The sequence below is a fragment of the Sphingopyxis sp. CR5 genome, assembly GCF_059693785.1.
The window spans coordinates 567,735-590,394 of sequence record NZ_JCATIE010000001.1 but is presented as its reverse complement, the minus strand read 5'-3'; the positions used below and the strand labels follow the sequence as shown (position 1 = coordinate 590,394).

Below are 22,660 nucleotides of genomic sequence, written 5' to 3'. Positions count from 1 at the left end.
ATGAACCGCAAGAATATCGTCATTGCACTCGTCGTTGCCGCTCTGCTCATCGTTGCCGGATTGTGGATCTTTGACGGGTCGGACAGTCCCGACGCCGCAGACGCTGAAACAACCCAAGCCGCTGAGGAAGATCACGCGGCTGAAGGGATCGTAGAACTTACCGACGAGCAGGTCAGTGCCTCGCAGATCGATATCGTGACAGCGGAAGTGAGTTCGCTGGGAGCCGAGATAATTGCGCAGGGCAGTGTCGCGACGTCGCCTCAGGGTCAAGCTGTCCTCAGCGCTGGAGCCGAGGGGCGCGTCACACGGATCCAAAAGCGTCTGGGCGATCCGGTTCGCCGCGGAGAAGCAGTCGCTACAATCGACAGCCGTGAAGCTGCCGCGATCAGCGCAGACGTTACTTCAGCGCAGGCTCGCGCCGATCTCGCCCGCACGCGGCTCGAACGTGAAAAGAGGCTCTTTGACGAACAGGTTACGGCACGTGCGGAACTCGAAACGGTCCGGGCGGAATACCAGCAGGCGCTCGCCGAAGTGTCACGTGCACGACAGGCTGCGGCGGCCGCGAACGCTTCGGGACGCTACATTACCGTAAGCTCCCCCATTACCGGTCGCGTCACCGGAGCCCCCGTGGTTCTTGGGTCCTACGTAACGGCGCAGGACGAGCTCTATCGCATCGCCAATGCCAACAGCGTCCAGATTGAAGCCGCGGTCCCTGCAGAAGACGCCCGCCGCATCGCCAACGGTGCAGCAGCGCGGATCGAAGTTTCCGGTGGGGATATTTCTGCCCGGGTTATCAGCGTCACCCCGACTGCAGATGTCGAAAACCGTTCGGCGACTGTGGTTCTCGCCCCTGCATCCGGTGCTGGCTTGTTGCCGGGTGAATATGTGAGAGTGCGGATCGAAAGCCGTACTCCACAAAGCGCAGGCGGGGCGCTGGTAGTCCCGGCCGAGGCCGTCCAGTCGGTCGATGGTCAAGACGTAGTTTTCGTTCGAACGCCCAACGGCTTCAAGGCGCAACCGGTTCAGGTTGGCGCACGAACGACAGAAAGGGTCGAAATCCTCAGCGGTCTCGCCGCCGGCTCGCGCATTGCAGGCAAGAAAGCCTTTCTTCTGAAAGCCGAACTCGGCCGCGGCGAAGCAGAACATTGATCCAGATCGAGTCGGAGTTGCACCAATGATTTCCAGTCTAGTCGAGATGTCGGTTCGCAACCGAATCCTGGTCCTCTTCATCACGGCGGCGGTCGCGATCTGGGGAACCATCAACCTCCTCAATTTGCCCATCGACGCCGTTCCGGACATCACCAACAACCAGGTGCAGATCAACACAGTCGATCCGACACTGTCTCCGCTGGATGTCGAGCGCCTGGTCACCTACCCCGTCGAGGTTTCGCTTGCTGGCATTCCGGGCCTGGAGTCGACGCGCTCGATCTCGCGCAACGGTTTCTCCCAGGTCACGGCAATCTTCAGCGACAGCACCGATGTATATTTCGCCCGCCAGCAGGTAGCCGAGCGCTTGACCACAGTGCGCAATAACCTGCCTGCGACAGCGGAGCCCTCGATGGGCCCGGTCTCGACAGGTCTGGGCGAGGTGCTGATGTGGACGGTGAGCTACGCCGACCGAACGCGGGGAACAGGACGCACCGGACCGGGCTGGCAAGCCGATGGCTCCTATCTCACACCGGAAGGCGAACGTCTGACCGACGAGATCTCGCGCGCGGCTTATCTACGCACCTTGCAGGATTGGGTCATCGCTCCGCAGATTCGCAATGTCGATGGCATGGCAGGCGTCGATTCCATCGGTGGATATGCGCGTCAGTTCGTGGTGACACCGTCGTCGACGCGCATGGCGTCTTTCGGCATCGGTTTCGATGATCTTTCGAGCGCGCTCGAAAGCATTAACCTGTCGGTCGGCGCCAACTACGTCCAGCGAGGCGGCGAGGCATTCCTCGTGCGCTCCGACGCGCGATTCCGCACGATCGAGGAAATCGAGGATGCGATTATCGCGCGTCGCGAAGGCATCCCGGTTCACGTGCGCGACGTCGCCAGCGTGCAGAATGGAGGCGATTTACGAACCGGCGCCGCCTCCAAGGATGGCGAGGAAGCGGTGGTCGGTACCGCCCTGATGCTTCTGGGCGAGAACAGCCGCGCTGTGGCTGCCGCTGCTGGCGACCGACTCGACGAACTTGCGCCAACCATGCCGCCCGACATCGAACTCGATATCGTGCTCGACCGGTCCAAACTGGTCAATGCGACGATCTCCACGGTGGAGAAGAATCTGACCGAAGGCGCACTTCTGGTGATCGCTTCACTGTTCCTGCTACTCGGCAATTTCCGCGCTGCAGTCATCACCGCGCTTGTCATTCCCCTGTCCTTCCTGATGATGGCGATCGGCATGAACCGCGTCGGCGTATCAGGCAATCTGATGAGCCTTGGCGCGCTTGACTTCGGCCTGATCGTCGACGGCAGCGTGATTATCGTCGAGAACTTCCTACGACGGGTCAGCGAACGCCAGCACGAGGAGGGACGGATTCTGGCTTTAGGGGAGCGGCTCGAGGAAGTGATCGCCTCGACTCGCGAGATGATCCGGCCTTCGATATTCGGGCAGGCAATCATCCTGCTAGTGTTCGTTCCGCTGCTTACTTTCCAAGGTGTGGAAGGAAAGACCTTCTCACCGATGGCGATCACCGTGATGCTCGCGCTTGTCTCGGCGTTCGTCCTTTCGCTGACGCTCATCCCGGCCCTCCTTGCGCTGCTGATCCGCGGCAAGGTGGCCGAAAAGGAAGTGCGCGTGGTCGCTTGGCTCAAGGCCAAGTACGAGCCGGCGCTGCGCAAGGTTCTGGCCTGGCCCAAGCGGACTGCTCTGGCAGGTATTGGCGTGTTCGCGTTCTCGCTCGCAGTTTTCGGGTTCGTCGGTAGCGAGTTCATGCCGCAGCTTGACGAACAGGACCTGTCGATCCAGTCGATCCGGATTCCCTCGACCTCGCTCGAACAGTCCCTCGACATGCAGCTCGGCATCGAGGAGACGGTGACGCAGTTTCCGCAGGTCGACTATATCTATTCGAAGACGGGAACGGCCGAGGTCGCCAGCGATCCCATGCCGCCCAACATCTCTGACGCGTTCGTTATTCTCAAACCGCGCGAGGAATGGCCGGATCCGAGCCTGACGAAGCCCGAGCTGATTGAGGAAATGGAGCTGGCCATTTCGAAGCGCATCGGCAGCGATTTCCAGTTCAGCCAGCCGATCGAGATGCGCTTCAATGAGCTGATCGCCGGCGTGCGTGGCGACATCGCAGTGAAGATTTTCGGCGATGATCTGGAGCAGTTGACGACCAGTGCGAACGATCTGGCGGCAATCTTCTCAGGGATAGAAGGGGCAACGGAGGTCTCGGTGGAACAGACCGAGGGGTTCCCGACTCTCGATATCCAGTTCAACCGACCTGCCATTGCGGCGCATGGCCTAACCGTGGACGAAGTCGCGGCCACTGTATCCGCCGCGCTCGGCGGTGCGGAAAGCGGGCTGGTGTTCCAAGGTGATCGGCGGTTTGATATCGTTGTTCGCCTCCCGGACGAAGTGCGCAACGACATCGATGCTATCGGCGCGCTTCCAGTTATGCTTCCGGAGGATGGAGTAGGCCAACGCTCATCGGTGCCACTGCGCTCGCTGGCGACCCTCAACGAGGTCGAGGGCTTGAACCAGATCAGCCGCGAAAACGGCAAACGGCGGGTTGTGGTCCAGCTCAACGTCCGCGGTCGCGACGTCAGTTCGGTCGTGGCCGAGGCGAAGCAGAAGATCGCCCAACAGGTAACGCTGCCCTCGGGCGCCTATCTCGAGTGGGGCGGGCAGTACGAAAATCTCCAGGCCGCGCAGGCGCGGATCGGCGTGGTCGTTCCGATTGTGGGCCTGGTTATCTTTGGCCTCCTCGTCATGGCGCTCGGCAATCTGCGCATGGCTACGGCCGTTTTCGTTACGGTTCCGCTCGGGGTTGCCGGAGGTATTTTCTCTCTCGCGCTGACCGGCCTACCGTTCTCGATCTCCGTGGCGGTAGGCTTCATCGTTCTGGCAGGCGTGGCTGTGCTCAACGGTCTCGTAATGATGACGAGCATGCAGGGTCGATTGCGCGAAGGGATGTCACTCGACGACTCGATCTATGGCGGCGCGGTCGAGCGTTTCCGGTCGGTGTTGATGACCGCCATCGTACCCTCGCTCGGGTTTGTGCCGATGGCGCTTGCGACCGGAACCGGTGCTGAAGTGCAGAAGCCGCTTGCAATCGTTGTGATCGGCGGGCTCATCACTGCTACCATCCTTACCCTGTTCGTCCTGCCGGCGGTGACGCGGCTGATCCTTGCGCGGCAGAGCGATGGGGGGGCGCGCTGGGATATGCGAAAGTGGCTGCCGACGCTCCCTTCGTTTGGTCCGCTTGCACGGTGGCGTCGTCGCGGATCGGCCTGACAAATCTATAAGGAGAGAAAGAATGCCGAACCCGAAGCCAATGCTGATGCGAATCTACACCGATGAAGCCGCGATGCACGGAGACGAAGAAGCCGTCCACGTCGTTGTCGGGAGAGCCCGCAAGGCAGGTCTTGCGGGCGCGACAGTGCTGCGCGGACGGCTCGGCTTCGCGGCAGGTTCGGTCGTGCATCGGCACTATTCGCTGGGTATCGGGGATAATCCGCCGATGGTCATCGAGCTTATCGACCGCGAGGACCGGTTGCGCGACTTCTTGCCGCAACTCGCAGACATGCACGGAATCGGACTGATCACTCTAGAAGCAGTGGAAATACTCTTCACCGCTGATCATGGGCCTAAGGGCGATGCCTGAGCGGCAAGTGGTCATGCTTCCAAGAGTGCCTCACGGCCATTTGACCCGATGCAAGGAGGAGTGAATGACAGCCGAGAACGTAAAGCAGGATTTTGCATGTCCCGTGTGCAAAGTGAGTCTCGTGATGAGCGACAGGCAGGGCGTCGAAATTGACTATTGTCCAGAGTGTCGCGGCGTTTGGCTCGATCGCGGCGAACTCGACAAGATCATCGAGCGCAGCACTTCCGAGATGAGTCGTATAAGCCAGCCGGAACCGCGTTCGGCTGCGTATGAACGGCCACGTTCGGGGCACCACGGTGGCCGCAATCATCACGGTCGGAAACGACGCAAAAGCTTTCTCCACGATCTGTTCGATTGATCGTGCCGGGCCGGGCGACAAGAGACGGAGCCTCACGCTCGGTGAGATACGGAAAGCCGTTCCGCACCTGCGCCATTCCCGCATATGGTGGCCATGGCAGGATCAGTTCCGAGTGAGGCGACCGAGTATGACGCGAATAAAGACGATCGATCTTCCACTTACGCTTCGCGGTATCCGCGCGGATTGTTCGCGCTGCCTTGATCGCCTGCTCTCCGAGCTATCGGGGCTGGACGGCGTAGAACAGGCGCAGGTCCACACCGATGTCGGCGAAACCGCACAACTGCGCCTGCGTTACGATCCGGAACAGGTATCCCTGGGTCGCATTCGCGAGTTTGCGGATGCTGCTCAGATTCAGATTGGCAAGCGTTTTGGTCATCTTGACGAAGAAGTGACCGGAATAACCCACGAGCGGCGGGCGCGGACGACGGCGGAAAAGTTGCGCAGGATTACCGGAGTGATCGAGGCGAACGCCTCTGCTGCGGGAAGAGTCACCGCAGAATTCGATCGGTCCCAAGTGGACGAGACGCAGATTATCGAGGCGCTTGGCAATCTGGGTGTCGCGCTTCGCGCCGATACGGTCGACGAAAGCGCCGGGCCACTCTCTCCGGACCAGCAGCAGGGCAGCGTTTCGGTGAACATGCACGACGAGGCTCAGGAAGACCACGATCACGCACATGGCGGACCGCTCGGTGCGAACTCGGAACTCATTTTCTCGCTTGTCTGCGGCGGGTTGCTCGGGACCGGCTTCGCTATCGAAAAGCTCGCGAGCGGCGCGCCCGGATGGCTGCCCACTGCGCTCTACATCGCGGCTTATTTCTTCGGCGGATTCTATACCGTGCGAGAAGCCATCGACAACCTCAAGATGCGCAAATTCGAGATCGACACGCTGATGCTCGTCGCGGCTGCGGGGGCCGCCGCGCTCGGCGCGTTCGCCGAAGGCGCCCTCCTGCTGTTCCTGTTCAGCCTTGGCCACGCGCTCGAGCACTACGCCATGGGCCGCGCGAAGCGCGCCATCGAGGCGCTTGCCGAGCTCGCCCCGAAAACCGCCACCGTGCGCGGTGACGATGGCGAACTTCGCGAAGTTCCTGTCGAGGAGCTGGCGGTCGGCGCGATTGTCGTGGTCAGGCCCGACGAGCGGGTTCCCTCGGACGGGTTCATCGTCAAGGGCATCACCGCGATCAACCAGGCCCCGGTGACCGGGGAAAGCATGCCGGTCGACAAGCGCTTCGTGATGAACGACGAGGCCGCGCGCGCCGACCCGGACGGGCTCGATGCCGTCTATCGGGTCTTCGCCGGGACCATCAACGGCAGTGGCCTGATCGAAATCGAAGTGACCCGCCTTTCGAGCGAGACGACGCTCGCCAAGGTGGTGAAGATGGTAAGCGAGGCCGACACGCGGAAATCTCCGACGCAGCGCTTCACCGATCGCTTCGAGCGGATCTTCGTGCCTGCCGTGCTGGCGCTCGCTGTGCTGCTCCTGTTCGCCTGGGTGGTGGTCGATGAACCGTTTCGCGACAGCTTCTACCGGGCGATGGCTGTGCTCGTCGCGGCCAGTCCCTGCGCGCTCGCGATTGCCACGCCGAGCGCGGTCCTTTCGGGAATTGCGCGCGCTGCACGGGGCGGTGTGCTGATCAAGGGCGGAGCCCCACTCGAACTGCTTGGATCGCTCGACGTGATCGCGTTCGACAAGACTGGCACGCTGACCATGGGTGAGCCACGCATCCAGGAAATCGTGCCAGCAGCGGGCGTGACCAAGGAGGAGTTGATGGCGGTTGCGGTCGCCGTCGAAAGCCTGAGCGATCACCCGCTTGCGCGGGCGATCGCGGAGCACGGCCGCGAGCACGTGGGCGACCGCCCCATTCCGCGCGCCGCCGGTCTTGAAAGCCTGACCGGTCGGGGTGTTTCGGCGAAGATCGGCGGTGAGGATGTCATCATCGGGAAGGCGGAGATGTTCGGTGTCGACGGCCTTGCTCCGTTGTCCGCGGAGATGACCCAAGCCATCGAGCGGCTGCGGCAGGCCGGTCAGACAAGCGTGGCCGTGCGCATGGGCGGGCGCGACCTCGGCGCGATCGGTCTGATGGACACCCCCCGGAGACCCGCCAAGGATGCTCTGGCGCGATTGCGCGCGCTCGGCATCAAGCGCATGATCATGATCTCGGGCGACCACCAGCGGGTCGCCGAAGCGGTCGCCGCCGAGGTCGGCATCGATGAGGCGCGCGGCGATCTTCTCCCCGAAGACAAGGTCGAAGTCATCAGGGCCATCCGCGACACCACGAGGGTCGCGATGGTCGGCGATGGCGTGAACGACGCCCCGGCGATGGCGAATGCCACCGTCGGCATCGCCATGGGCGCGGCCGGATCGGATGTTGCGCTGGAAACGGCCGACGTCGCGCTAATGGCCGACGACTTGGCGCACCTGCCTTTCGCGATCGGCCTGAGCAGGCACACGCGGTCCATCATCCTCCAGAACGTGTTCGTGAGCCTCGGCGTGGTCGCTTTTCTGGTACCGGCCACGATCCTCGGCCTCGGTATCGGTGCCGCGGTCGCGGTTCACGAAGGCTCGACACTGGTGGTGGTGTTCAACGCGCTGCGCCTGCTCGCCTATCGTGATGCGGGTCAACGCCGCCCGTCCGGTGCCTGAAACGCCGTCCGTCCGGTGTCTAAAAGGGATAAGTCAAACAGCCTGCGAGGTTTGGATATGCTGGAACTGACCGAAGAAGACCGCATCCTCGTCATCAGGGCGGGCGGCAAACTCACCCTGGCGGACTACGATCGCTTCGTGCCCGCCTTCGAAGAAGCAGCCGCGCGCGAGGCGGGGCGCCTTCCGATGCTGATCGAACTGGACGACGACTTTGCCGGTTGGGATCTGGGCGGGCTCTGGCGCGATCTGAAGTTCGACGCGAAACACAAGGACAGCTTTGGGCGGATCGCGGTCGTCGGCGACAAGAGATGGGAGGAGTGGGGAACCGAGTTGTCGAATCCCCTATTCCCTTCTGCAGAGATGCGCTTTTTCGAACGCGAGGAGCGAACAAGCGCCAAGGTTTGGCTACGGAGCTAACAGGGGCAACGCGATGACAGATGAGGCACAATTTAACCTGGCTTCGGCGGATAAGCGCCGGACATTGTGGATCGTGCTGTGGCTCAACGTCGCGATCGCGGTCGGCTTCTTCGTCGGCGGCTATTTTGCGGACTCGAACGCACTTCTCGCCAATGGTCTCGACAACTCATCGGATGCCATCGTCTACGGCCTCAGCCTCCTTGCGTTGTCGCGGTCGGGAAGTTGGAAACGCGGCGCCGCGCGTTTTTCAGGAATCATGTTGTTGATATTCGCGGGAGGCGTAATTGCCGACGCTGTCCGCCGCTACCTGGAGGGATCCGATCCCGGCGGCATCCTGATGATTACGATGGCCGCTGTAGCAGGGGTCGTGAACCTCTATTGCCTCCGCTTGCTGCAAAAGATGCAGGACAAGGACGTAAACATGCGGGCCGCCACCACATTCAGCTTCAATGACTTCATTTCGAACGGCGGAATTATCATCGCTGGCGTCATCGTTATGATCACAGGCGCGAACTGGCCGGACCTTGTGGTCGGCGTCGCTGTGGCTGGCATAGCTCTTTACGGCGGGATCGATATCCTGCGCGACGCGCACAGTGACAAGCACGACGAGGCGGGAACGGTTCATGGCGAAACACGGGAATGAGCCTCGTCCACGAGATATTTGCAACTGAGGATTTGTCGGCGATCCTGACCTTGGCGATGCTGGCAAGCCTCGGCCTGGGTGCTGGCGTTGTCTGGGAAGAAAAGCACGGGCCGACCCCGAACGAAAATGGGTTCGCGGCGGCCGTCCACTCTGGCGCCCTTGCCGCACTTGCGCTTGTTTTGACCGGTCCTGCAGTTGGACAAGCAAGGGGTGACTTCATAGACGCAGCCCTGCTCCCCGCTGGCGGGACTCTCTATCTTCTGGCGGTGCTGATCGGAGGCTGGGCTTCGCATCGCGACGCAGTTGGAACCCTGTCCGACGCCGTGGGAAAACGCGGGCCGAAGATGACCATTGCGCTTCAAGGCGGTATTGCGCTGGGGTTTGGTGGCATCGCTCTGGGTGCAGCAGCAGCCGTGTCTGTCTTCGCCGGTTTCGCAGCAACACTAGGGGTTGGAATCACCTTTTTCCTGGTGGGGCGAAAGACAACAGCCGGATTTCGCGACAGCGCGATGAAACGCATGGATCGTCTGGCGATCCATGTTTTTCTGTCACTCGCCTTTGTTGCCGCAGCGGTAGCCGGGTTTTGGCTTCTCCACGGCATGAGCGAAACAGCCGACGCGCGGTTGGCAATTCTACTCGCAGGATACTTTCTTATCTGGTCGGTTCATTTTTTGCTGCAAATCCCGGGCAGACTGGGAGGTTTGAATTTGGCAGCACTCGCGGCCTTCATCTCCGGGCTTGCGATGTTCGGAATGATTGCAGTCGGATTTAACGCCGCGATCGGAGCAATCGATAATTCCGATGCGATCCTTCAGCATCCGGATACCGCCGGCAACGAAATCGTAAATAGCGGAGAGAAGTGATGGCGCACTCGCACGATCATGCTGGCCACAGTCACGGCGAGGAAAACCTTAGCGATCGTCAGCTGATCCTCGCGGTCGCGATCAATGTCCTCCTGACCCTTGCCCAGATCGTCGGCGGCATCCTTTCGGGGTCACTGGCGCTTATCGCGGATGCATTGCACAACTTCAGCGATGCGGCCTCTCTTGGTCTTGCATGGTTTGCGCGGCGCATAGGCCGGCGGCCGGCGGACAAGCTGATGACCTTCGGCTACGCCCAGGGAGAAGTCGTCGCCGCGCTCATCAATCTGACGACCTTGCTGATCATCGGATTCTATCTGATCGTTGAGGCGATCAACCGTTTCGCCGCGCCGCAGCCGGTCGAAGGCTGGACCGTGATCTGGGTTGCCGGGATCGCACTTGTCATCGATCTCGTCACCGCATTCATTGTCTATCGCGGCGCGCATGACAGCATTAACATGAAGGCTGCCTTCCTGCATAATGTTTCGGACGCGCTGGCCTCGATCGGTGTGATCGTCGCCGGAGTGCTGATCATTCTATACGATCTCGTCGTCGCCGATCTCATCATCACTCTCATCATCGCGGCCTATGTCATCTGGCAGGGCGCGACACTCCTACCGCGTACCGTTCGTCTGCTGATGGGAGCAGTGCCGGACGAGGTGGAATTTGATCAGATGGTTGAAAACCTGCGCGCGCTTGGCGGGGTGCAGGATATTCACCACGTCCATGTCTGGAATCTGGGAGAACATCACCGGGCGCTCGAAGCTCATCTCACCCTTGTTGACTACTCCCAAACAGCATTCGAGGGAGTGAAGCGACGCGCGCGGGCGATGCTGGAAAAGGATTTCGGCATCGCACATGCCACTTTCGAGCCCTGCCTCGCTACGGACTGCGATGATGCGCTGATCCCTGCCCACCCGGCACCCAACAACGGGAAACACACGGTCGGTGATTAAGCTTTCGCTGGCCTGTTCCTGCCCGACCGTTCGCAGACCCTGAGCCCTCATCGCGCGCCGCCCTCACCCGATATGGGCATAAAAGCCTACTACTGATATTGCGAATACGTCTCAATAGCAGTAGTAGGCTGGTAAATGTCTCGAAAGGATTCTTCACATGTATCGCGCTACCGCCTCGCTCATAGCAATTGCACTGGCCGCCCCTGCTTACGCCAATGAAAAAGACCCGACCGATGAGCGGCAATCGCAGGACGGGATAGCAAACCCAAGCGAATCGATTATCGTGATTGGCGGTCGCATCGATGCGTATGAAGTGGCCGGTGCGGCGGACCTAATCGATGGCGAGGAACTGAGCGAATTCGAGCATGGTGACGTCAACCGTGTCCTGCGCCAGGTGCCGGGGGTCAACATTCAGGAAGAGGATGGTTTCGGGCTATTCCCGAATATTGGCTTGCGCGGCGCGCCGGTCGAACGGTCGAGCAACATCACCTTGATGGAAGATGGCGTTCTCATTGCCCCTGCCCCCTACGCCGCTCCGGCCGCGTATTACTTTCCCGCGATCGGTCGAATGGACGCAGTCGAAGTGATCAAGGGCGCGGGCTCGGTACGCTATGGTCCTCGCACGATCGGCGGGGCCATCAATTTCCGATCGACTCCGATACCGACCGAGAGCCTGGCTGGCGAAGCTTCCGGCCAGCTTGGTTCTCGCGGCTATTATCAGGGTCATGGCTGGATTGGCGCTAGTGCCGACAATTTCGGGGTGATGGTAGAAAGCTATCAGCAAGGCAGTGACGGGTTCAAGACGATAGACGGGCTTCCCGGCGCCGAGACCGGTTTTCAACGTCAGGACTATCGCGCCCGCTTCGCCGTCCACACCAACCCAGATTCGCCGGTCGATGCTCGCCTCGAGTTCGCCTATGGTCGATCCGAACTTGAGGCGAACGAAACCTATTTGGGCCTCGCCGACGCGGATTTCGCGAGCGATCCGTACCGGCGCTATTCGGCCAGCCAACGCGACGTTTTCACGGGCGAGCACGATCAATATCGGCTCACCGGCACCCTCCGGTTGCCCGACGACACGCAGGTTGCGGTTACCCTATATCGCAACGATTTCATACGAAGTTGGTCGAAGCTACAGGACATCGATTTTGATGGTGATGGCAGCTTTGATGCCATCCAGCCAGTCTTCGACAATCCGTCCTCAAACGAAGATAGCCTCGCGATCTTGCGAGGGGCAGACAGCGCTGAAGGTGCCCTTCGCATTCGCAACAACAACCGCGTCTATCGGAGCGAAGGCGTCCAGCTTTCGTTCGAAAGACCTTTCGAGACCGGCGAGGTCAGGCACAACCTGGCTGCGTCGCTCCGGTATCACGAGGATGAAGAAGACCGGTTGCAGAATGAGGAATTCTATACGCAAACGGATGGAGATCTCGTTTTCGTCCGGCAGACGGCTCCGGGCGCTCAAGGGAGCCGACAGACTGGCTGCATCGTGGGCCGAGCGCAACGAAGTGCAGCAGCTGACGTTCGGGCTTGAACGCCGTCTCGGAGCCCGCGCAGGGTTCAAGCGCAACGAGCAGATGCTCGCTTTGTCCCCGCGCTACGTGGTGGCATTTCCGGGCAACGGTGTGACCGAGCGTCTGGTGATCGAGGCCAAGAAGCAGCGCATCACGGTCGTCGATCGTCGAGGGCTTTTGGGCACATCACCAAACAGCGGTTAGTCCGCCGTTTCATTTGTTGCCATTGACATTGTCTTTCTTTGATTTGTCGAGGTTGTCTCGCGAATATTCTCTGCCGCTGATCTTTGCGACATAGGTACCCAATTATCCTCGGCGAGACGCTGAATTGCGGCAGGGTATGTAAAATTGTGCGGACATCAGCGCATGCCCCCCGCGTAAAGGTCAGTGCAAAGGAGCTAAACAAATTATCGGGGTGAGAGCGCCCAATGCGTCGAGCCTTCGCGCGATGGTCGATATGAAGCGGCGTTCGCCCTTCACATCGGTCGTGACCGGGCGGAACAGCGGCGCAGAAGCCTGATTGGTGCGGTTGGTCCGGCCAAGACCCTGGATTGCGTTGTCCGCGCGCCAGCCCGGTTCGAGCAGGAAATGGACGCGCCGCTGCTGGTTCTGGGCATCAAGGTCGGCGTGATAGGAGCGGCCCGTACCCCCTGCGTCCGAGAAAACCAGAATCCGTTTGGTTCCGTTCATGAAGCATTGTGCTTCAGCGACGTTGGCGCTTGCGCTTCGACGTTCAAGCCGCTGCTGATCGTCGCGTCCCAAGACCAACCTGCGCGTGCGGCCCGTGACTTCGGCCACAGAATCTGTCCCGAAGTGCTCGATGACGGCATCGAGTGCGGTGGCGATGGGGGGCAATGCGCAAAGCTGCTCGATCAGCGCGTCGCGCGCGGCGATGGCACGCGAGCAAAGAACGGGATCGCCGCGCTCGTCGCTCATCGCTTCGGAACGCAGATTGCCTTCCTCGTCAGTGAAGACCTGCATCAGGCGCACGGGGAAGCTCTTCGCGAGATAGTCGATGACATATTCGCGCGGAGAGAGATCGATATCGAGCGCTTCTCGCTCCTCGTCCGAGAGGTCGGCCAGGCGCCGTTCGAGCATCGCCTCGGCCGTCGAGACCAGCTGCACGACAACCGAATGGTCATCGTTGAGCGCCTCTTCCATCGCCGGGATCAGGCTCGGCAGTTTCATCGAGAGCAGAAGCTGCGCGAAGAAGCGCTGCTTGGTGCCTTCGAATATCGAGAGCGCTGCCGCCTTGGCGTTGCGATTGAGCGTATCACCGCTGTCCTCGTCGACCACCCTTGTGGCTTCGAGCGCTTCGTCGAGATTGCGGTGGATGATCGCCCAGGCATCGGTATAGGCATCATAGATCCGTACCTGTGCTTCGGTCAGGCTATGTTCGAGGATTTCGTACTCGACCCCGGCGAAGGACAGCGCGCGAGCGAGATAGAGGCCCTGGGCCTTCAGGTCACGGGCGACGAGCTCCATCGCCGCGACTCCGCCGGCGCGGATCTCGGTCATGAACGCCTCGTGGGTCGGAAAGGCGGTCTCGGGTCCCCAAAGGCCGAGGCGGGAAGTGTAACCGAGGTTGGCAATATCCGAGGCGCCAGTGGCCGACGCGTAGAGCACTCGGGCGCGCGGGAGATGGTTCTGCAGCCTGAGGCCCGCCATCCCCTGTTCGGAGCCCTTGACCTTGCCGCGGGTTGAAGAGCCCCCGAGCGCATTGGCCATGGCGTGGGCTTCGTCGAAAGCGATCACGCCATCGAAATCCTCACCCGCCCAGGCAAGGATCTGGTCGAGCCGCGTATCCTCGGCGCGTCCCGAGCGAAGCGTCGGATAGGTGACGAAGAGGATGCCTTCGGACATCGTTACCGGATGGCCGAGTTTCCATCGGGAGAGCGGCTGGATGTCGAGCGGGAGCCCGCCAAGCGCTTCCCAGTCGCGGCGCGCATCTTCGAGCAATGCCTCGTTCTTGGTGATCCAGACGTGACGGCGTTCGCCCGAGAGCCAGCGATCCATCATGACGCCCGCAATTTGGCGCCCCTTGCCTGCGCCCGTACCATCACCGAGGAAAAAGCCCTGCCGGTAGGAGTGACCATCCTCAGCAAGTTCGACCGTCGTTCCTTGTTGGCTCGGTCGAAACTGCCCCGGAAGGTCGCGGGCGAATGCCTCGCAAGCGTAGATCAGTGTTTCGCACTGTGCCGCCGATAGCAGTTTGTCGCTCTGCCAGTTCGCAGGAAGCAAGGGACGCGCCTCAGGCACGGGCGCTGCAACCGAGCCCATCGCAACCGATTCTACGAGCGGCGTCGGGTGGACCGGTGCATCCTGCATGATGACGCGGCTTGGCCGGTAAGGCAGGTAAATACCCGCCTGTTCGGGAACGGGTGCGGGCTCTGCCAGGGCGTGATAGTTGAGCGCGACTGCCGCGCTTTTTTGGGCGACTCCAGTCACGAAAGGAGCGACCGGCTTGCGCGAGGCAGTGCCGCTTACCGAGGTCGCAACCGAGCGTACCGGAAGGCGTTGGATGTTCGGTTGCCTCGGCGCGCGATCGGGCAGCTTCGCCAGGCAGGAATGGAGTGCGGAGAGATCGGCGAGCTCCTCCGTGATTGTGGAGGCGTCCTGAAGAGCCGCCTTCTCGATCACGACCATTCTTACCGCGATCCCGGTTCCGCTTCGTGAGAATGCGCCCGACAACCTGATATTGAGCAGCAGCGAAGCGTTTTCCTGATCTTCGACAAATGCGGTGGCATCAAAGCCGTCCGGGAGAATGGCCACGAGGCGACCTCTTGACGCGCAAATCCGAAGCGCACTGCGCAAGTGGCGCATTGCCGTGCGGCCATCGACGCCCCGCTCCCGGCTTCGGGCGAAGGGAGGGTTCATCAAGATGACGCTGGGGCTTGGACCATTGGCGAATTCGGCGATCAACTCGCCATCATGTGCGGATAGACGGGCATGAGGGAAGGTATGTGCCAGCGTATCGCGCCTTGCGATATCGATCTCGTTGAGACTGAGCGAGCACCCTCGAACGTCACTCCACAACGCAAGCGCGCCATTACCGGCTGACGGTTCGAGAATCTGATCACGCGAGATGAGCGACGCGGCCTTGGCCATCAGCCAGGCAAGGATCGGCGGCGTTGAGAACTGCTGAAATTCGACCTGTCCCTCGCTGCGCACGTGGCGAGGCGGCAAGGCTGCCTCGAGCCAATCGAACCGCGCTGCAGCCTCGTGGAAACCGGTATCGAGGTCGATCCGTGAGAATTCTCGAAGCCAGAGCAAGGCTCCGATTTCAACCGCGTTGTTAAAGTCATCGATGGTCCACGCACTGCCCCAGTCCTGCACGCCGGTTTGAGCGGCGAAGAACTCGGCAATGTCAGATCGGGTGAGGTGGCATCCATCCGCAAGTCGCCGGGCAATTTGTTCACCGATTGCGAAAGCGAGCGGAACCGTGTGGGATGTGTCACGGTCGGGGAAAAGGTCTGACTGGAACATTGCTTGTCGTCCTCCTGATTGAGGCATCGGGACATGTGCCCTCTGCCGGATCAGAAATTCGAGAAGCTCTCTCTCCTCTTAGCGACACGCCTTTCGGCTCAGCCATGACTGGAGCTCGTCGTTCCAGTCGGTCCCGCGCGACTTGGGCCGTCGGACTTGGATGTGTCGCCCCTCACGCAGATAGGCCTCGCGCCCTCGCTCGGCTGCGAGGTCGCCACCGGCGTCGTGATCGACGAAGAAATGGAGTTCGCTCACTCTCTCCGGGATGGCAACCAGACCGAAGCGTTCATTGCCCAGCGTTGCCCATGTCGGGATACCTGTGAGCGCATACGCCGACATCGCGCTTTCTATGCCTTCGGCGAGGCCGAGCCTTCCCTCGGCGGGTGCGAACAGACGTACCGCCGCCTCGTCGAGGGAACCCAGCGCACGTTTCGGCCTGGCAAACGATGCCTGCATATCGCCGGAATGCGAAAGAAATGTCCGGTGAACGGCGATCGGTCCCTCGTCGAGGCTGACCGCAGCGATCATCGCCGGCAGGAAGCGGGCGCGCCCCTTCGGTCCGAGCGGTGTGCGCGGATGAAACTTCAGCGCATGGGACGTGGCGAGGATGCCGCGCTCTTCGAGGTAAGCCTTGGCAGGACTTCGGTTAAACGGCCGAGCATCGCGCCAGATGCAGAGTGCTGCAGCCGATGGCTTGCTGGAATATTCCGGCTGGATCGGAAATTCGTCAGAAGAGCATGAGAATAGCGCCGAGATCTCGATCCCCTCTCGAGCGAGGGCAGCGAGCACGCTCTCCTGATCACAGCCTGCGAAACAATGCAGGAGGATAGCTTTCCGGCCAAGGGTGACACCAAGCGAAGGCGTGCGGTCATCATGCGCAGGACAACGGGCCATGCCCTTGGTGCCAGACCACTTGCCGCCGCGGCTCTCGCAGAGCCTGCGAGCGGTGATCTCCATTGAAGTGAATCTTGTCGTTTCATGAGTGGACATGGGCCCTGCGATCCTTCCTGGCTCACCATCCGATGCCCCCTCTGCTCTGGCTGACCTATGCACGAGATAGCAGCTGCCGGAGGCTCGGGCGCTGGATCACAAGACCGGCAAGACGGAGCCTTGAATAGCCCAACGCCAGATGCTCGTAACAGAGCGCCGCACATTCCACTTGGCGTCTTCTACCAAACCATTGCGGAGTATTCCCGCAGGAAGGCGAGCCGGAGACGGCAGACCGCCTCCGGCCAAGGGGGTAGGAGTTTACCTTATCCCTTGTCTGTCAGATCACTTGGTTTGTTCGCCTCTCAATTCGCGCCGTGCCTGCGGCAGACGGTCTCGCCAGGTCCACTCATGAGACACGCGAAAGACCTTTCCGGGCCTGCTCAACCCGACCAGCGCGGCAACGGGCATATGTCTGGTTGCGCCTTCGCGCATCGCGCGCGCAAAGATCACTTTTGCCCGTTCGATTTCTTCGGCTGTGAAATTCATATCGTGCTCCTTTGGTTAGCCTGCAGGAGCGGTCGCATGAAAAAAGCGAACCCCTCTTACAGGGTCCGCCGGTTAACCTCCGGATGGAGGACGGGACCTTGGATCATCGATCCAGGGCTGCCGGCCAATGCCGGCATGCGTGACGATTTTGATATAGGCAGCGATTGCGATCATACAACTTCCAGAAATGCTACTCCCTCTCCATGACCGAGCCTCTCCCCGCAATCGACATCAAGATCTCTGCAGAACCCTCGCTCTTTCTGGAGAGAATGATCGCGCTCGGCGAGCAATCAGGTTTTTTTACTATCGAGCATGTCGACGACCGTGCCGGTGGAACGCGCCAGGAAGTCGTCAACTTCCGTCTCCTGAACGAAAGCCCGCATGAAGAACACGGTTTCCAGCTGATAGCGCGCCGGGAGAAGCCCGACCGTATCCAGGTCGAGATACGCGCGCAGCGCTGGTCGCCCGATCCGCCCACGCGGGCTGTCTATGAACAGTCCGCCCGCGATCTCGTCCGGCCGCTTCTGAAAAGCTACAACCGGTCCTTCCAAACGAAGCATCGCTTGCGCATTGGTGCCCGTGAAGGATCATCGTTCAGAATTTCGGAGCGAACGCAGACCCTGCTCCGCCGTTTCACGACCCTCGCCAATACACGGTCGCTCCATCCCTTCGACTGGCGCCGGTTCTACCTACTCGTACGCGAGAGCCGACAGGAAATTCCCGATCATATCCTGCGCGCGAAACTCGAACAGGCAGGTTTCGCGCCCGCCAAGGCTCAGGAACTTGCGAGACTCTACGCGCATCTATGGGAATTCAAGCAATTGCGCTGAAGGGATGCGATTGGGACCATGAGGCGGCAGCGAAAGAGTGTCGGTCGAGAGGCCGCGCCGTTCGCGAAGGTGCAGACCGTATTCGAACCGACGCCCCGGACTCTCAATACCAAGAGATATGCCTTTCAAGCGACCTGGGAGCGAAGCTCTGATACGGACGGATAGCGGGTGATGACCACGTCGCTGTCGTTAACGGCGGGCTGCGATGCCTCGAGCTGGGCAACTATTCGCTTCAGGGTTTCCACATGAGCCTGAGGACAGCACAGAATCAGTTCGGTGCCGTTTCCATAGATCCCGCCCCAGTTGACGAAGAAGGTGGCCCAGCCATGTCGGCTTTCCCACTTGGCTTGTGCCTTGGCGTTTTGTTCGGATCTACCGGGATAGGGTTCGGTCGAGAGCAGATGCATGCGCGTGTCGGGATCATACCAGCTATGGTCGTGATCTGCGACCGGCGGGCGGCAATCCCAATCGCCCCCCGGATAGCGTCGACGCGCATCCGAAGGTTTTAAGCCTGTCGCATCCATGAACTGAAGCGCTCGCGCGATCCGTCCGATGTACCATTGGGTTTCATCGGCATGGCGTTGTTGACCCGATCTTTCGATGATTTCGGGCGAGCGCAGTCTGCAGGCACCGAAATAGCCGGTCAGATGATGGGGTCTGATGAGTTTCAGGAGTGGGGTGTGAAGATCAAGGCCAATTTCGGCAGTGCCCCCGTCTTTCGATTCATAACCCCACCAGTCCTGGCGGATCGTGATCCTGGAAGGAGGTCGCCGTTTGTCGGGCAGCTTGCGCTTCGCTTCGATATAGCCGCCAAACCCACCATGCCGGGCAGCAAGGTCCAGTGCGCGGTGGCGGGGCAAATCTTGCTCGGCCTCAATCTTCTTGGCGAGCGATTTCAGTCCGGCGAGGGTTTCGTATGCAAATGACATCGTTGGTCTCCGTCAGCCTCGGACCGGCGTCGCCTGCTACCGCCCCCGAAGCCGCGAAAACGCGATGGGTGCATGTTGGATTTGCAGTGCCGTTATGGCTTCGCGGTTGCAGGCGGCAGGCCTCTGCTGAAGGCCATGGAGAATGTGCATTGCGGGCTGTGCCGTGTCAACGTTCGGTGAGTATGTCCGAAATTGTGATACAGTTTTCGGACAAAGACGCTGCGCCTTCGTCGCGCGATACGCAGATTTTCGATGGAAAGGTCTGAAAACGAAGAGCGCGCGCTAGGCCTGGGAGAGTAGTGATTTGGAAGGAAACCCCAACCAGAGCCACACGCCCTGCCGAGACAATCGCATACTGCGACCAGACTGGCATACTTTGCACCGCCACAGCAGAGCCGTCGTTTTTTCCTAGCGGAAACATGACATATCATGCTCTATTGCGTTATTTCACATGATATGTCATGTACTGCCTATGCCACGCGCCTCCAGAGCCGCCAGCGGACTGCCGCCACAAAGCCAGCGAGCTATAACGCAGCTCGGCAAGGACATCGCGCTTGCTCGTCGCCGCCGCAAGATGCCGCAGCGGTTGATGGCGGAACGCATGCTGGTGTCGGTTCAGACCCTCCAGCGGCTCGAAGCTGGTGATCCGACAGTCGGTCTCGCAGTACTTGTCAGCGCACTGCATGTGCTGGGGATGACACAGCGCCTTGCCAGCCTGGTTGCGCCAGAGAGCGATCGAGCTGGCATAAGCGAGGACCTCTCGCGGTTGCCCGAGAGAACGCATGCGGCCAGCGATGACGAACTGGATTTCTGATCGGCCATGACGACCATCCGCACTTATGTATTCGTCCATCTTCCCGAGGGCCCGGTCCCTGCGGGTCTGCTGACCATGACCGACGAACCGCGCAACCAGTTCGCGACCTTCGCTTATGGCCGCCGGTATCTCGAGCGCCCTGACCGGATCCCCGTCGACCCGGTCGCTCTCCCACTGCACGACGCCGGAACCAGCCGCACCTTCCGCACCGAGGAAGGGTTTGCCGTCTTTGGCGGCATCCGCGACGCGGCTCCCGACGGTTGGGGCCAGTATCTTATGTACAAGGCTATGGGCGATCGACTTCCGAGCGAAATCGATCTTATCCTGGCTTCCGGAGAGCATCGCGTAGGCGCGCTCGCATTCGGGCCCACTCCGGAGCGACCGGAGCGCATTACTCCATGGGGCGACGGTCCCGCTCCGGGTGAAGAGTTCACCCTCGCCGAGCTCGCCGAGGCAGCCGAACGAGCGCAACATGTCGATGAGCTGGATGAGAACCTGCGCGCGCTTCTGGCCGCGGGTTCGTCGCTTGGCGGTGCGCGTCCGAAAGCGGCGACGCAGATCGGCGAGCAGCCCTGGATCGCCAAATTTCAGAAGCGCGGCGACAGCTTCCCCGAGTGCCGTGTAGAACTCGCAACGATGCGGCTCGCCGCCGAATGCGGCCTCGACGTACCCGCACTCGATTTCCGGTACGTGCTCGAACGAGACATCTACCTCATCGAAAGGTTTGACCGGGTGCCGCACGGCAATTGGCTTGAGCGACGTCCGTTCGCGTCTGGGCTGACCATGTTAGGTGCCCATGAAAGCGAGGTAAGCCGCTACAGCTATGCCGATCTCGCGGGCGCTATACGCCAATACGGAACGCAGGTGCGTAAGGACCTCCACGAGCTGTTCCGTCGCATGGTATTCAACATACTCGTCACCAATGATGACGATCATTTGCGCAATCACGGCTTTCTGTTCGATGGAACTGGCTGGCGCCTGTCTCCGCTCTACGACGTCGTGCCCAAGCCGCAGGTAGGGCTGGAGCGACGCCTCGTACTGGGAGTTGGCCCGGAAGGCCGCAATGCCACGCTCGACAATGCGCTGGCTGGAGCAGCAGTGTTCGATCTCGGCCCCGATGAGGCTTCGGCCATGACCCAGGAGTTGCGCATGATTGTTTCTGCGCGCTGGCGGCCGCTGTTCAAGGACGCAGGGTTGAGCGCTGCGGATCAGGGCCGCTTCGCGACATGCTTCAGATTGGCAAGCGGAAACGGCTGAGAAAGCCGCCTTCGGGCGCTCAAGCCGAGCGAGTGGTGTGAACACGAGTGCCAGGAGGAACCGTCCGACTTGCGCCCGATCTTGGCGATTGTCTTGCACACTGATCTGACAATCAAAACAGCGGCCGACTGTCACCGAACGTCGGCGAAACAATCAGCAGTCAAGCGGCAACGTCATCACATTTGCGAACCAAGATAGCAGTACGTATTACCGCTATGGTTACGTAAGCGCCACCGGTCGGTCATATGATTTCAGGCTGATCCCAGCGCCCGTGGTCCAAACCGGCGCATGGGTTTGGTTCTCAAATCCTCGGACTAATACCTACCAAAAGGCGCGGCGCGATTCGACCGCCGCCAACGGTTGGACCAACGATACTATCTCTTACACCAACCAATACAATGGATTGCCCTCAAGCGGTTATATCGCAGTCATCGGGACCACTGGTGCTGGGACAACATATGGGGTGTACAATCCGGGCCATCCAATAGGCTCTGTGAGGTGTAAATCCGGCGCCACAACAGGGACTACATGTGGCACAATTACCAACTCTTCACAGTACTTTATCAATGATGACGACGTTATTATGGACGGGGTCGTCCAGGTTGGCAATTCAGACTTCGACGTAATCGCTGACGGAGGAGACAGCGGAGGTCCGATATTTACAGAGCCTCAATGGAACAGCACTTACCAGCGATATGAAATTAAAGCCGCTGGTATCATGCATGGAGCTACCCTCTACAACGTAAATCCCGTCTTCCAGAATAGCGGGAAACGTCCCTGCGATAATCGCTATGACAGTGCTGACTGCCGGTTCAGCTATATGCCGATTGATCGGGTGAACGATTTTGCGCCTGTGACCATAGGGGTCTACGACGGCAACACTTTGTCCTACCGTGCGCCATGAATATGCGTCTGCAGATAAATTTTCGCCCGTTTTTCCTGGCAGCGGCTGCTTCTTCCCTGTTCGCCTGCGCTGGCGGCGATAAGGAACCGACAATCTACTATACCCCCGAGCCCGAACTTGACTACGGCCAAGGATATGTCGGGAAGTTATGGATAAGCGACGATTGTGTGCTCTTGCTGGTGGGTGAAGGGCTTATGACGCAATCACCATCCGATGCGAAAGCTGAGGACCGCGTTGTTCCATTGTTCAGGCCTGGCTTTACGATTGAAGATTATGAAGGTGAAACCGTACTGACATCGCCTGATGGCAATAGGTTTCGTACAAATGAAATTGTGACGGGCGAAGGGGGAACTTACCCAGAATCTCCTGACCCGAGATCTGCGCCAGTCGCAAGTGCACCAGATATTTCCAAGTGCGGCACTGTCGCATTCCAAGTCAATTCGATGGCCGCTGGAAGCCTGTAGACGAAGCAATCTCGATGTCCCGAAAGAGCCAACTAAATTCGGCCAAACGCAACTGGCGCAGAGGCAGCGAGCTATCCTGCCAACGGTGCCTCCACTCGAACAGACGCTAAAGAAAGCACGGCAAGGCGATAAAGCGGGTGGAGAAAAGAGTAGCGGTAATCGCACCCAAGCAGACCATGCACTGTGTGCCGTGCAGTAGCTCTATGCTCGAACTCTGGAACGCATCGCCGTATGGCTCAGCTCTACCTCCCCGGCACCGGGCAAAAAATGTTCAGTCAGCGCATAATTTGC

General features: G+C 60.3%; 17 protein-coding genes and 2 pseudogenes. 15 read left to right on the top strand and 4 right to left on the bottom strand.

The window, feature by feature from the left end; genetic code table 11:
* The 11 genes and pseudogenes from AC58D2_RS02800 to AC58D2_RS02750 all read left to right on the top strand — a co-directional run.
* The gene (locus AC58D2_RS02800; RefSeq protein ID WP_494227169.1) at positions 1 to 1,149 is read left to right on the top strand and encodes an efflux RND transporter periplasmic adaptor subunit; all 1,149 of its coding nucleotides are present in this window, start codon (positions 1 to 3) and stop codon (positions 1,147 to 1,149) included.
* A 25-nt stretch (positions 1,150 to 1,174) separates the two neighbouring features.
* Positions 1,175 to 4,450, top strand: coding sequence for a CusA/CzcA family heavy metal efflux RND transporter (locus tag AC58D2_RS02795; protein WP_494227168.1), 3,276 nt, complete (start codon positions 1,175 to 1,177; stop codon positions 4,448 to 4,450).
* Positions 4,451 to 4,472: 22 nt separating this feature from the next.
* Positions 4,473 to 4,820 (top strand): DUF190 domain-containing protein, encoded by a 348-nt coding sequence (locus AC58D2_RS02790; RefSeq protein ID WP_494227167.1) that lies wholly within the window; start codon positions 4,473 to 4,475, stop codon positions 4,818 to 4,820.
* Positions 4,821 to 4,884: 64 nt separating this feature from the next.
* Positions 4,885 to 5,178 (top strand): zf-TFIIB domain-containing protein, encoded by a 294-nt coding sequence (locus AC58D2_RS02785; RefSeq protein WP_494227166.1) that lies wholly within the window; start codon positions 4,885 to 4,887, stop codon positions 5,176 to 5,178.
* Between the two features lie 127 nt (positions 5,179 to 5,305).
* Positions 5,306 to 7,819, top strand: coding sequence for a heavy metal translocating P-type ATPase (locus AC58D2_RS02780; RefSeq protein WP_494227165.1), 2,514 nt, complete (start codon positions 5,306 to 5,308; stop codon positions 7,817 to 7,819).
* A 57-nt stretch (positions 7,820 to 7,876) separates the two neighbouring features.
* Positions 7,877 to 8,236 (top strand): STAS/SEC14 domain-containing protein, encoded by a 360-nt coding sequence (locus AC58D2_RS02775; protein ID WP_494227164.1) that lies wholly within the window; start codon positions 7,877 to 7,879, stop codon positions 8,234 to 8,236.
* Positions 8,237 to 8,249: 13 nt separating this feature from the next.
* Positions 8,250 to 8,879: a cation diffusion facilitator family transporter gene (locus AC58D2_RS02770; RefSeq protein ID WP_494227163.1), complete on the top strand. Its 630-nt coding sequence runs from the start codon at positions 8,250 to 8,252 to the stop codon at positions 8,877 to 8,879.
* Positions 8,876 to 9,742, top strand: a complete 867-nt coding sequence (locus tag AC58D2_RS02765) for a hypothetical protein (RefSeq protein ID WP_497387120.1) — start codon at positions 8,876 to 8,878, stop codon at positions 9,740 to 9,742. Before AC58D2_RS02770 ends, AC58D2_RS02765 begins: the two co-directional genes overlap by 4 nt.
* On the top strand, positions 9,742 to 10,695 hold the full coding sequence (locus AC58D2_RS02760) for a cation diffusion facilitator family transporter (protein ID WP_494227161.1): 954 nt from the start codon (positions 9,742 to 9,744) through the stop codon (positions 10,693 to 10,695). The genes AC58D2_RS02765 and AC58D2_RS02760 overlap by 1 nt, the downstream gene beginning before the upstream one ends.
* A gap of 157 nt (positions 10,696 to 10,852) precedes the next feature.
* Complete coding sequence (locus AC58D2_RS02755; RefSeq protein WP_494227160.1) at positions 10,853 to 12,229, top strand: TonB-dependent receptor plug domain-containing protein; 1,377 nt, start codon at positions 10,853 to 10,855, stop codon at positions 12,227 to 12,229.
* A pseudogene (locus AC58D2_RS02750) lies at positions 12,159 to 12,413 on the top strand (chromosome segregation ATPase); the annotation flags it as partial. The gene AC58D2_RS02755 and the pseudogene AC58D2_RS02750, both read left to right, overlap by 71 nt.
* Positions 12,414 to 12,623: 210 nt before the next feature.
* On the opposite strand, the pseudogene AC58D2_RS02745 reads toward AC58D2_RS02750, so the two are convergent.
* The 3 genes and pseudogenes from AC58D2_RS02745 to AC58D2_RS02735 all read right to left on the bottom strand — a co-directional run.
* Positions 12,624 to 15,695 (bottom strand): annotated as a pseudogene (locus AC58D2_RS02745) (strawberry notch-like NTP hydrolase domain-containing protein); the annotation flags it as partial.
* A gap of 78 nt (positions 15,696 to 15,773) precedes the next feature.
* Complete coding sequence (locus tag AC58D2_RS02740; RefSeq protein ID WP_497387117.1) at positions 15,774 to 16,685, bottom strand: DUF7146 domain-containing protein; 912 nt, start codon at positions 16,683 to 16,685, stop codon at positions 15,774 to 15,776.
* 282 nt (positions 16,686 to 16,967) lie between these two features.
* Complete coding sequence (locus AC58D2_RS02735) at positions 16,968 to 17,171, bottom strand: hypothetical protein (RefSeq protein WP_494227756.1); 204 nt, start codon at positions 17,169 to 17,171, stop codon at positions 16,968 to 16,970.
* Between the two features lie 203 nt (positions 17,172 to 17,374).
* Between AC58D2_RS02735 and AC58D2_RS02730 the strand changes: the two genes are divergently transcribed.
* Positions 17,375 to 18,001, top strand: a complete 627-nt coding sequence (locus tag AC58D2_RS02730; RefSeq protein ID WP_494227757.1) for a hypothetical protein — start codon at positions 17,375 to 17,377, stop codon at positions 17,999 to 18,001.
* A gap of 125 nt (positions 18,002 to 18,126) precedes the next feature.
* On the opposite strand, the gene AC58D2_RS02725 is transcribed toward AC58D2_RS02730, so the two are convergent.
* The gene (locus AC58D2_RS02725; protein WP_494227758.1) at positions 18,127 to 18,930 is read right to left on the bottom strand and encodes a hypothetical protein; all 804 of its coding nucleotides are present in this window, start codon (positions 18,928 to 18,930) and stop codon (positions 18,127 to 18,129) included.
* 472 nt (positions 18,931 to 19,402) lie between these two features.
* Here AC58D2_RS02725 and AC58D2_RS02720 point away from each other — a divergent pair, with 472 nt between their 5' ends.
* The 3 genes from AC58D2_RS02720 to AC58D2_RS02710 all read left to right on the top strand — a co-directional run bounded on the left by AC58D2_RS02720 (position 19,403) and on the right by AC58D2_RS02710 (position 22,369).
* Positions 19,403 to 19,744: a helix-turn-helix domain-containing protein gene (locus AC58D2_RS02720; protein ID WP_156493942.1), complete on the top strand. Its 342-nt coding sequence runs from the start codon at positions 19,403 to 19,405 to the stop codon at positions 19,742 to 19,744.
* Positions 19,745 to 19,750: 6 nt separating this feature from the next.
* Positions 19,751 to 21,001 (top strand): HipA domain-containing protein, encoded by a 1,251-nt coding sequence (locus tag AC58D2_RS02715; protein WP_494227759.1) that lies wholly within the window; start codon positions 19,751 to 19,753, stop codon positions 20,999 to 21,001.
* Between the two features lie 900 nt (positions 21,002 to 21,901).
* Positions 21,902 to 22,369 carry a hypothetical protein gene (locus tag AC58D2_RS02710; protein ID WP_494227760.1) on the top strand — a complete coding sequence of 156 codons (468 nt, stop codon included), beginning with the start codon at positions 21,902 to 21,904 and terminating at the stop codon, positions 22,367 to 22,369.
* The last annotated feature ends 291 nt before the right edge of the window (positions 22,370 to 22,660 follow it).

Coding starts and splice junctions, on each gene's coding strand:
- AC58D2_RS02800 (WP_494227169.1), top strand. CDS start 1: ATGAACCGCAAGAATATCGTCATTGCACTCGTCGTTGCCGCTCTGCTC.
- AC58D2_RS02795 (WP_494227168.1), top strand. CDS start 1,175: ATGATTTCCAGTCTAGTCGAGATGTCGGTTCGCAACCGAATCCTGGTC.
- AC58D2_RS02790 (WP_494227167.1), top strand. CDS start 4,473: ATGCCGAACCCGAAGCCAATGCTGATGCGAATCTACACCGATGAAGCC.
- AC58D2_RS02785 (WP_494227166.1), top strand. CDS start 4,885: ATGACAGCCGAGAACGTAAAGCAGGATTTTGCATGTCCCGTGTGCAAA.
- AC58D2_RS02780 (WP_494227165.1), top strand. CDS start 5,306: ATGACGCGAATAAAGACGATCGATCTTCCACTTACGCTTCGCGGTATC.
- AC58D2_RS02775 (WP_494227164.1), top strand. CDS start 7,877: ATGCTGGAACTGACCGAAGAAGACCGCATCCTCGTCATCAGGGCGGGC.
- AC58D2_RS02770 (WP_494227163.1), top strand. CDS start 8,250: ATGACAGATGAGGCACAATTTAACCTGGCTTCGGCGGATAAGCGCCGG.
- AC58D2_RS02765 (WP_497387120.1), top strand. CDS start 8,876: ATGAGCCTCGTCCACGAGATATTTGCAACTGAGGATTTGTCGGCGATC.
- AC58D2_RS02760 (WP_494227161.1), top strand. CDS start 9,742: ATGGCGCACTCGCACGATCATGCTGGCCACAGTCACGGCGAGGAAAAC.
- AC58D2_RS02755 (WP_494227160.1), top strand. CDS start 10,853: ATGTATCGCGCTACCGCCTCGCTCATAGCAATTGCACTGGCCGCCCCT.
- AC58D2_RS02740 (WP_497387117.1), bottom strand. CDS start 16,685: ATGTCCACTCATGAAACGACAAGATTCACTTCAATGGAGATCACCGCT.
- AC58D2_RS02735 (WP_494227756.1), bottom strand. CDS start 17,171: ATGAATTTCACAGCCGAAGAAATCGAACGGGCAAAAGTGATCTTTGCG.
- AC58D2_RS02730 (WP_494227757.1), top strand. CDS start 17,375: ATGACCGAGCCTCTCCCCGCAATCGACATCAAGATCTCTGCAGAACCC.
- AC58D2_RS02725 (WP_494227758.1), bottom strand. CDS start 18,930: ATGTCATTTGCATACGAAACCCTCGCCGGACTGAAATCGCTCGCCAAG.
- AC58D2_RS02720 (WP_156493942.1), top strand. CDS start 19,403: ATGCCACGCGCCTCCAGAGCCGCCAGCGGACTGCCGCCACAAAGCCAG.
- AC58D2_RS02715 (WP_494227759.1), top strand. CDS start 19,751: ATGACGACCATCCGCACTTATGTATTCGTCCATCTTCCCGAGGGCCCG.
- AC58D2_RS02710 (WP_494227760.1), top strand. CDS start 21,902: ATGAATATGCGTCTGCAGATAAATTTTCGCCCGTTTTTCCTGGCAGCG.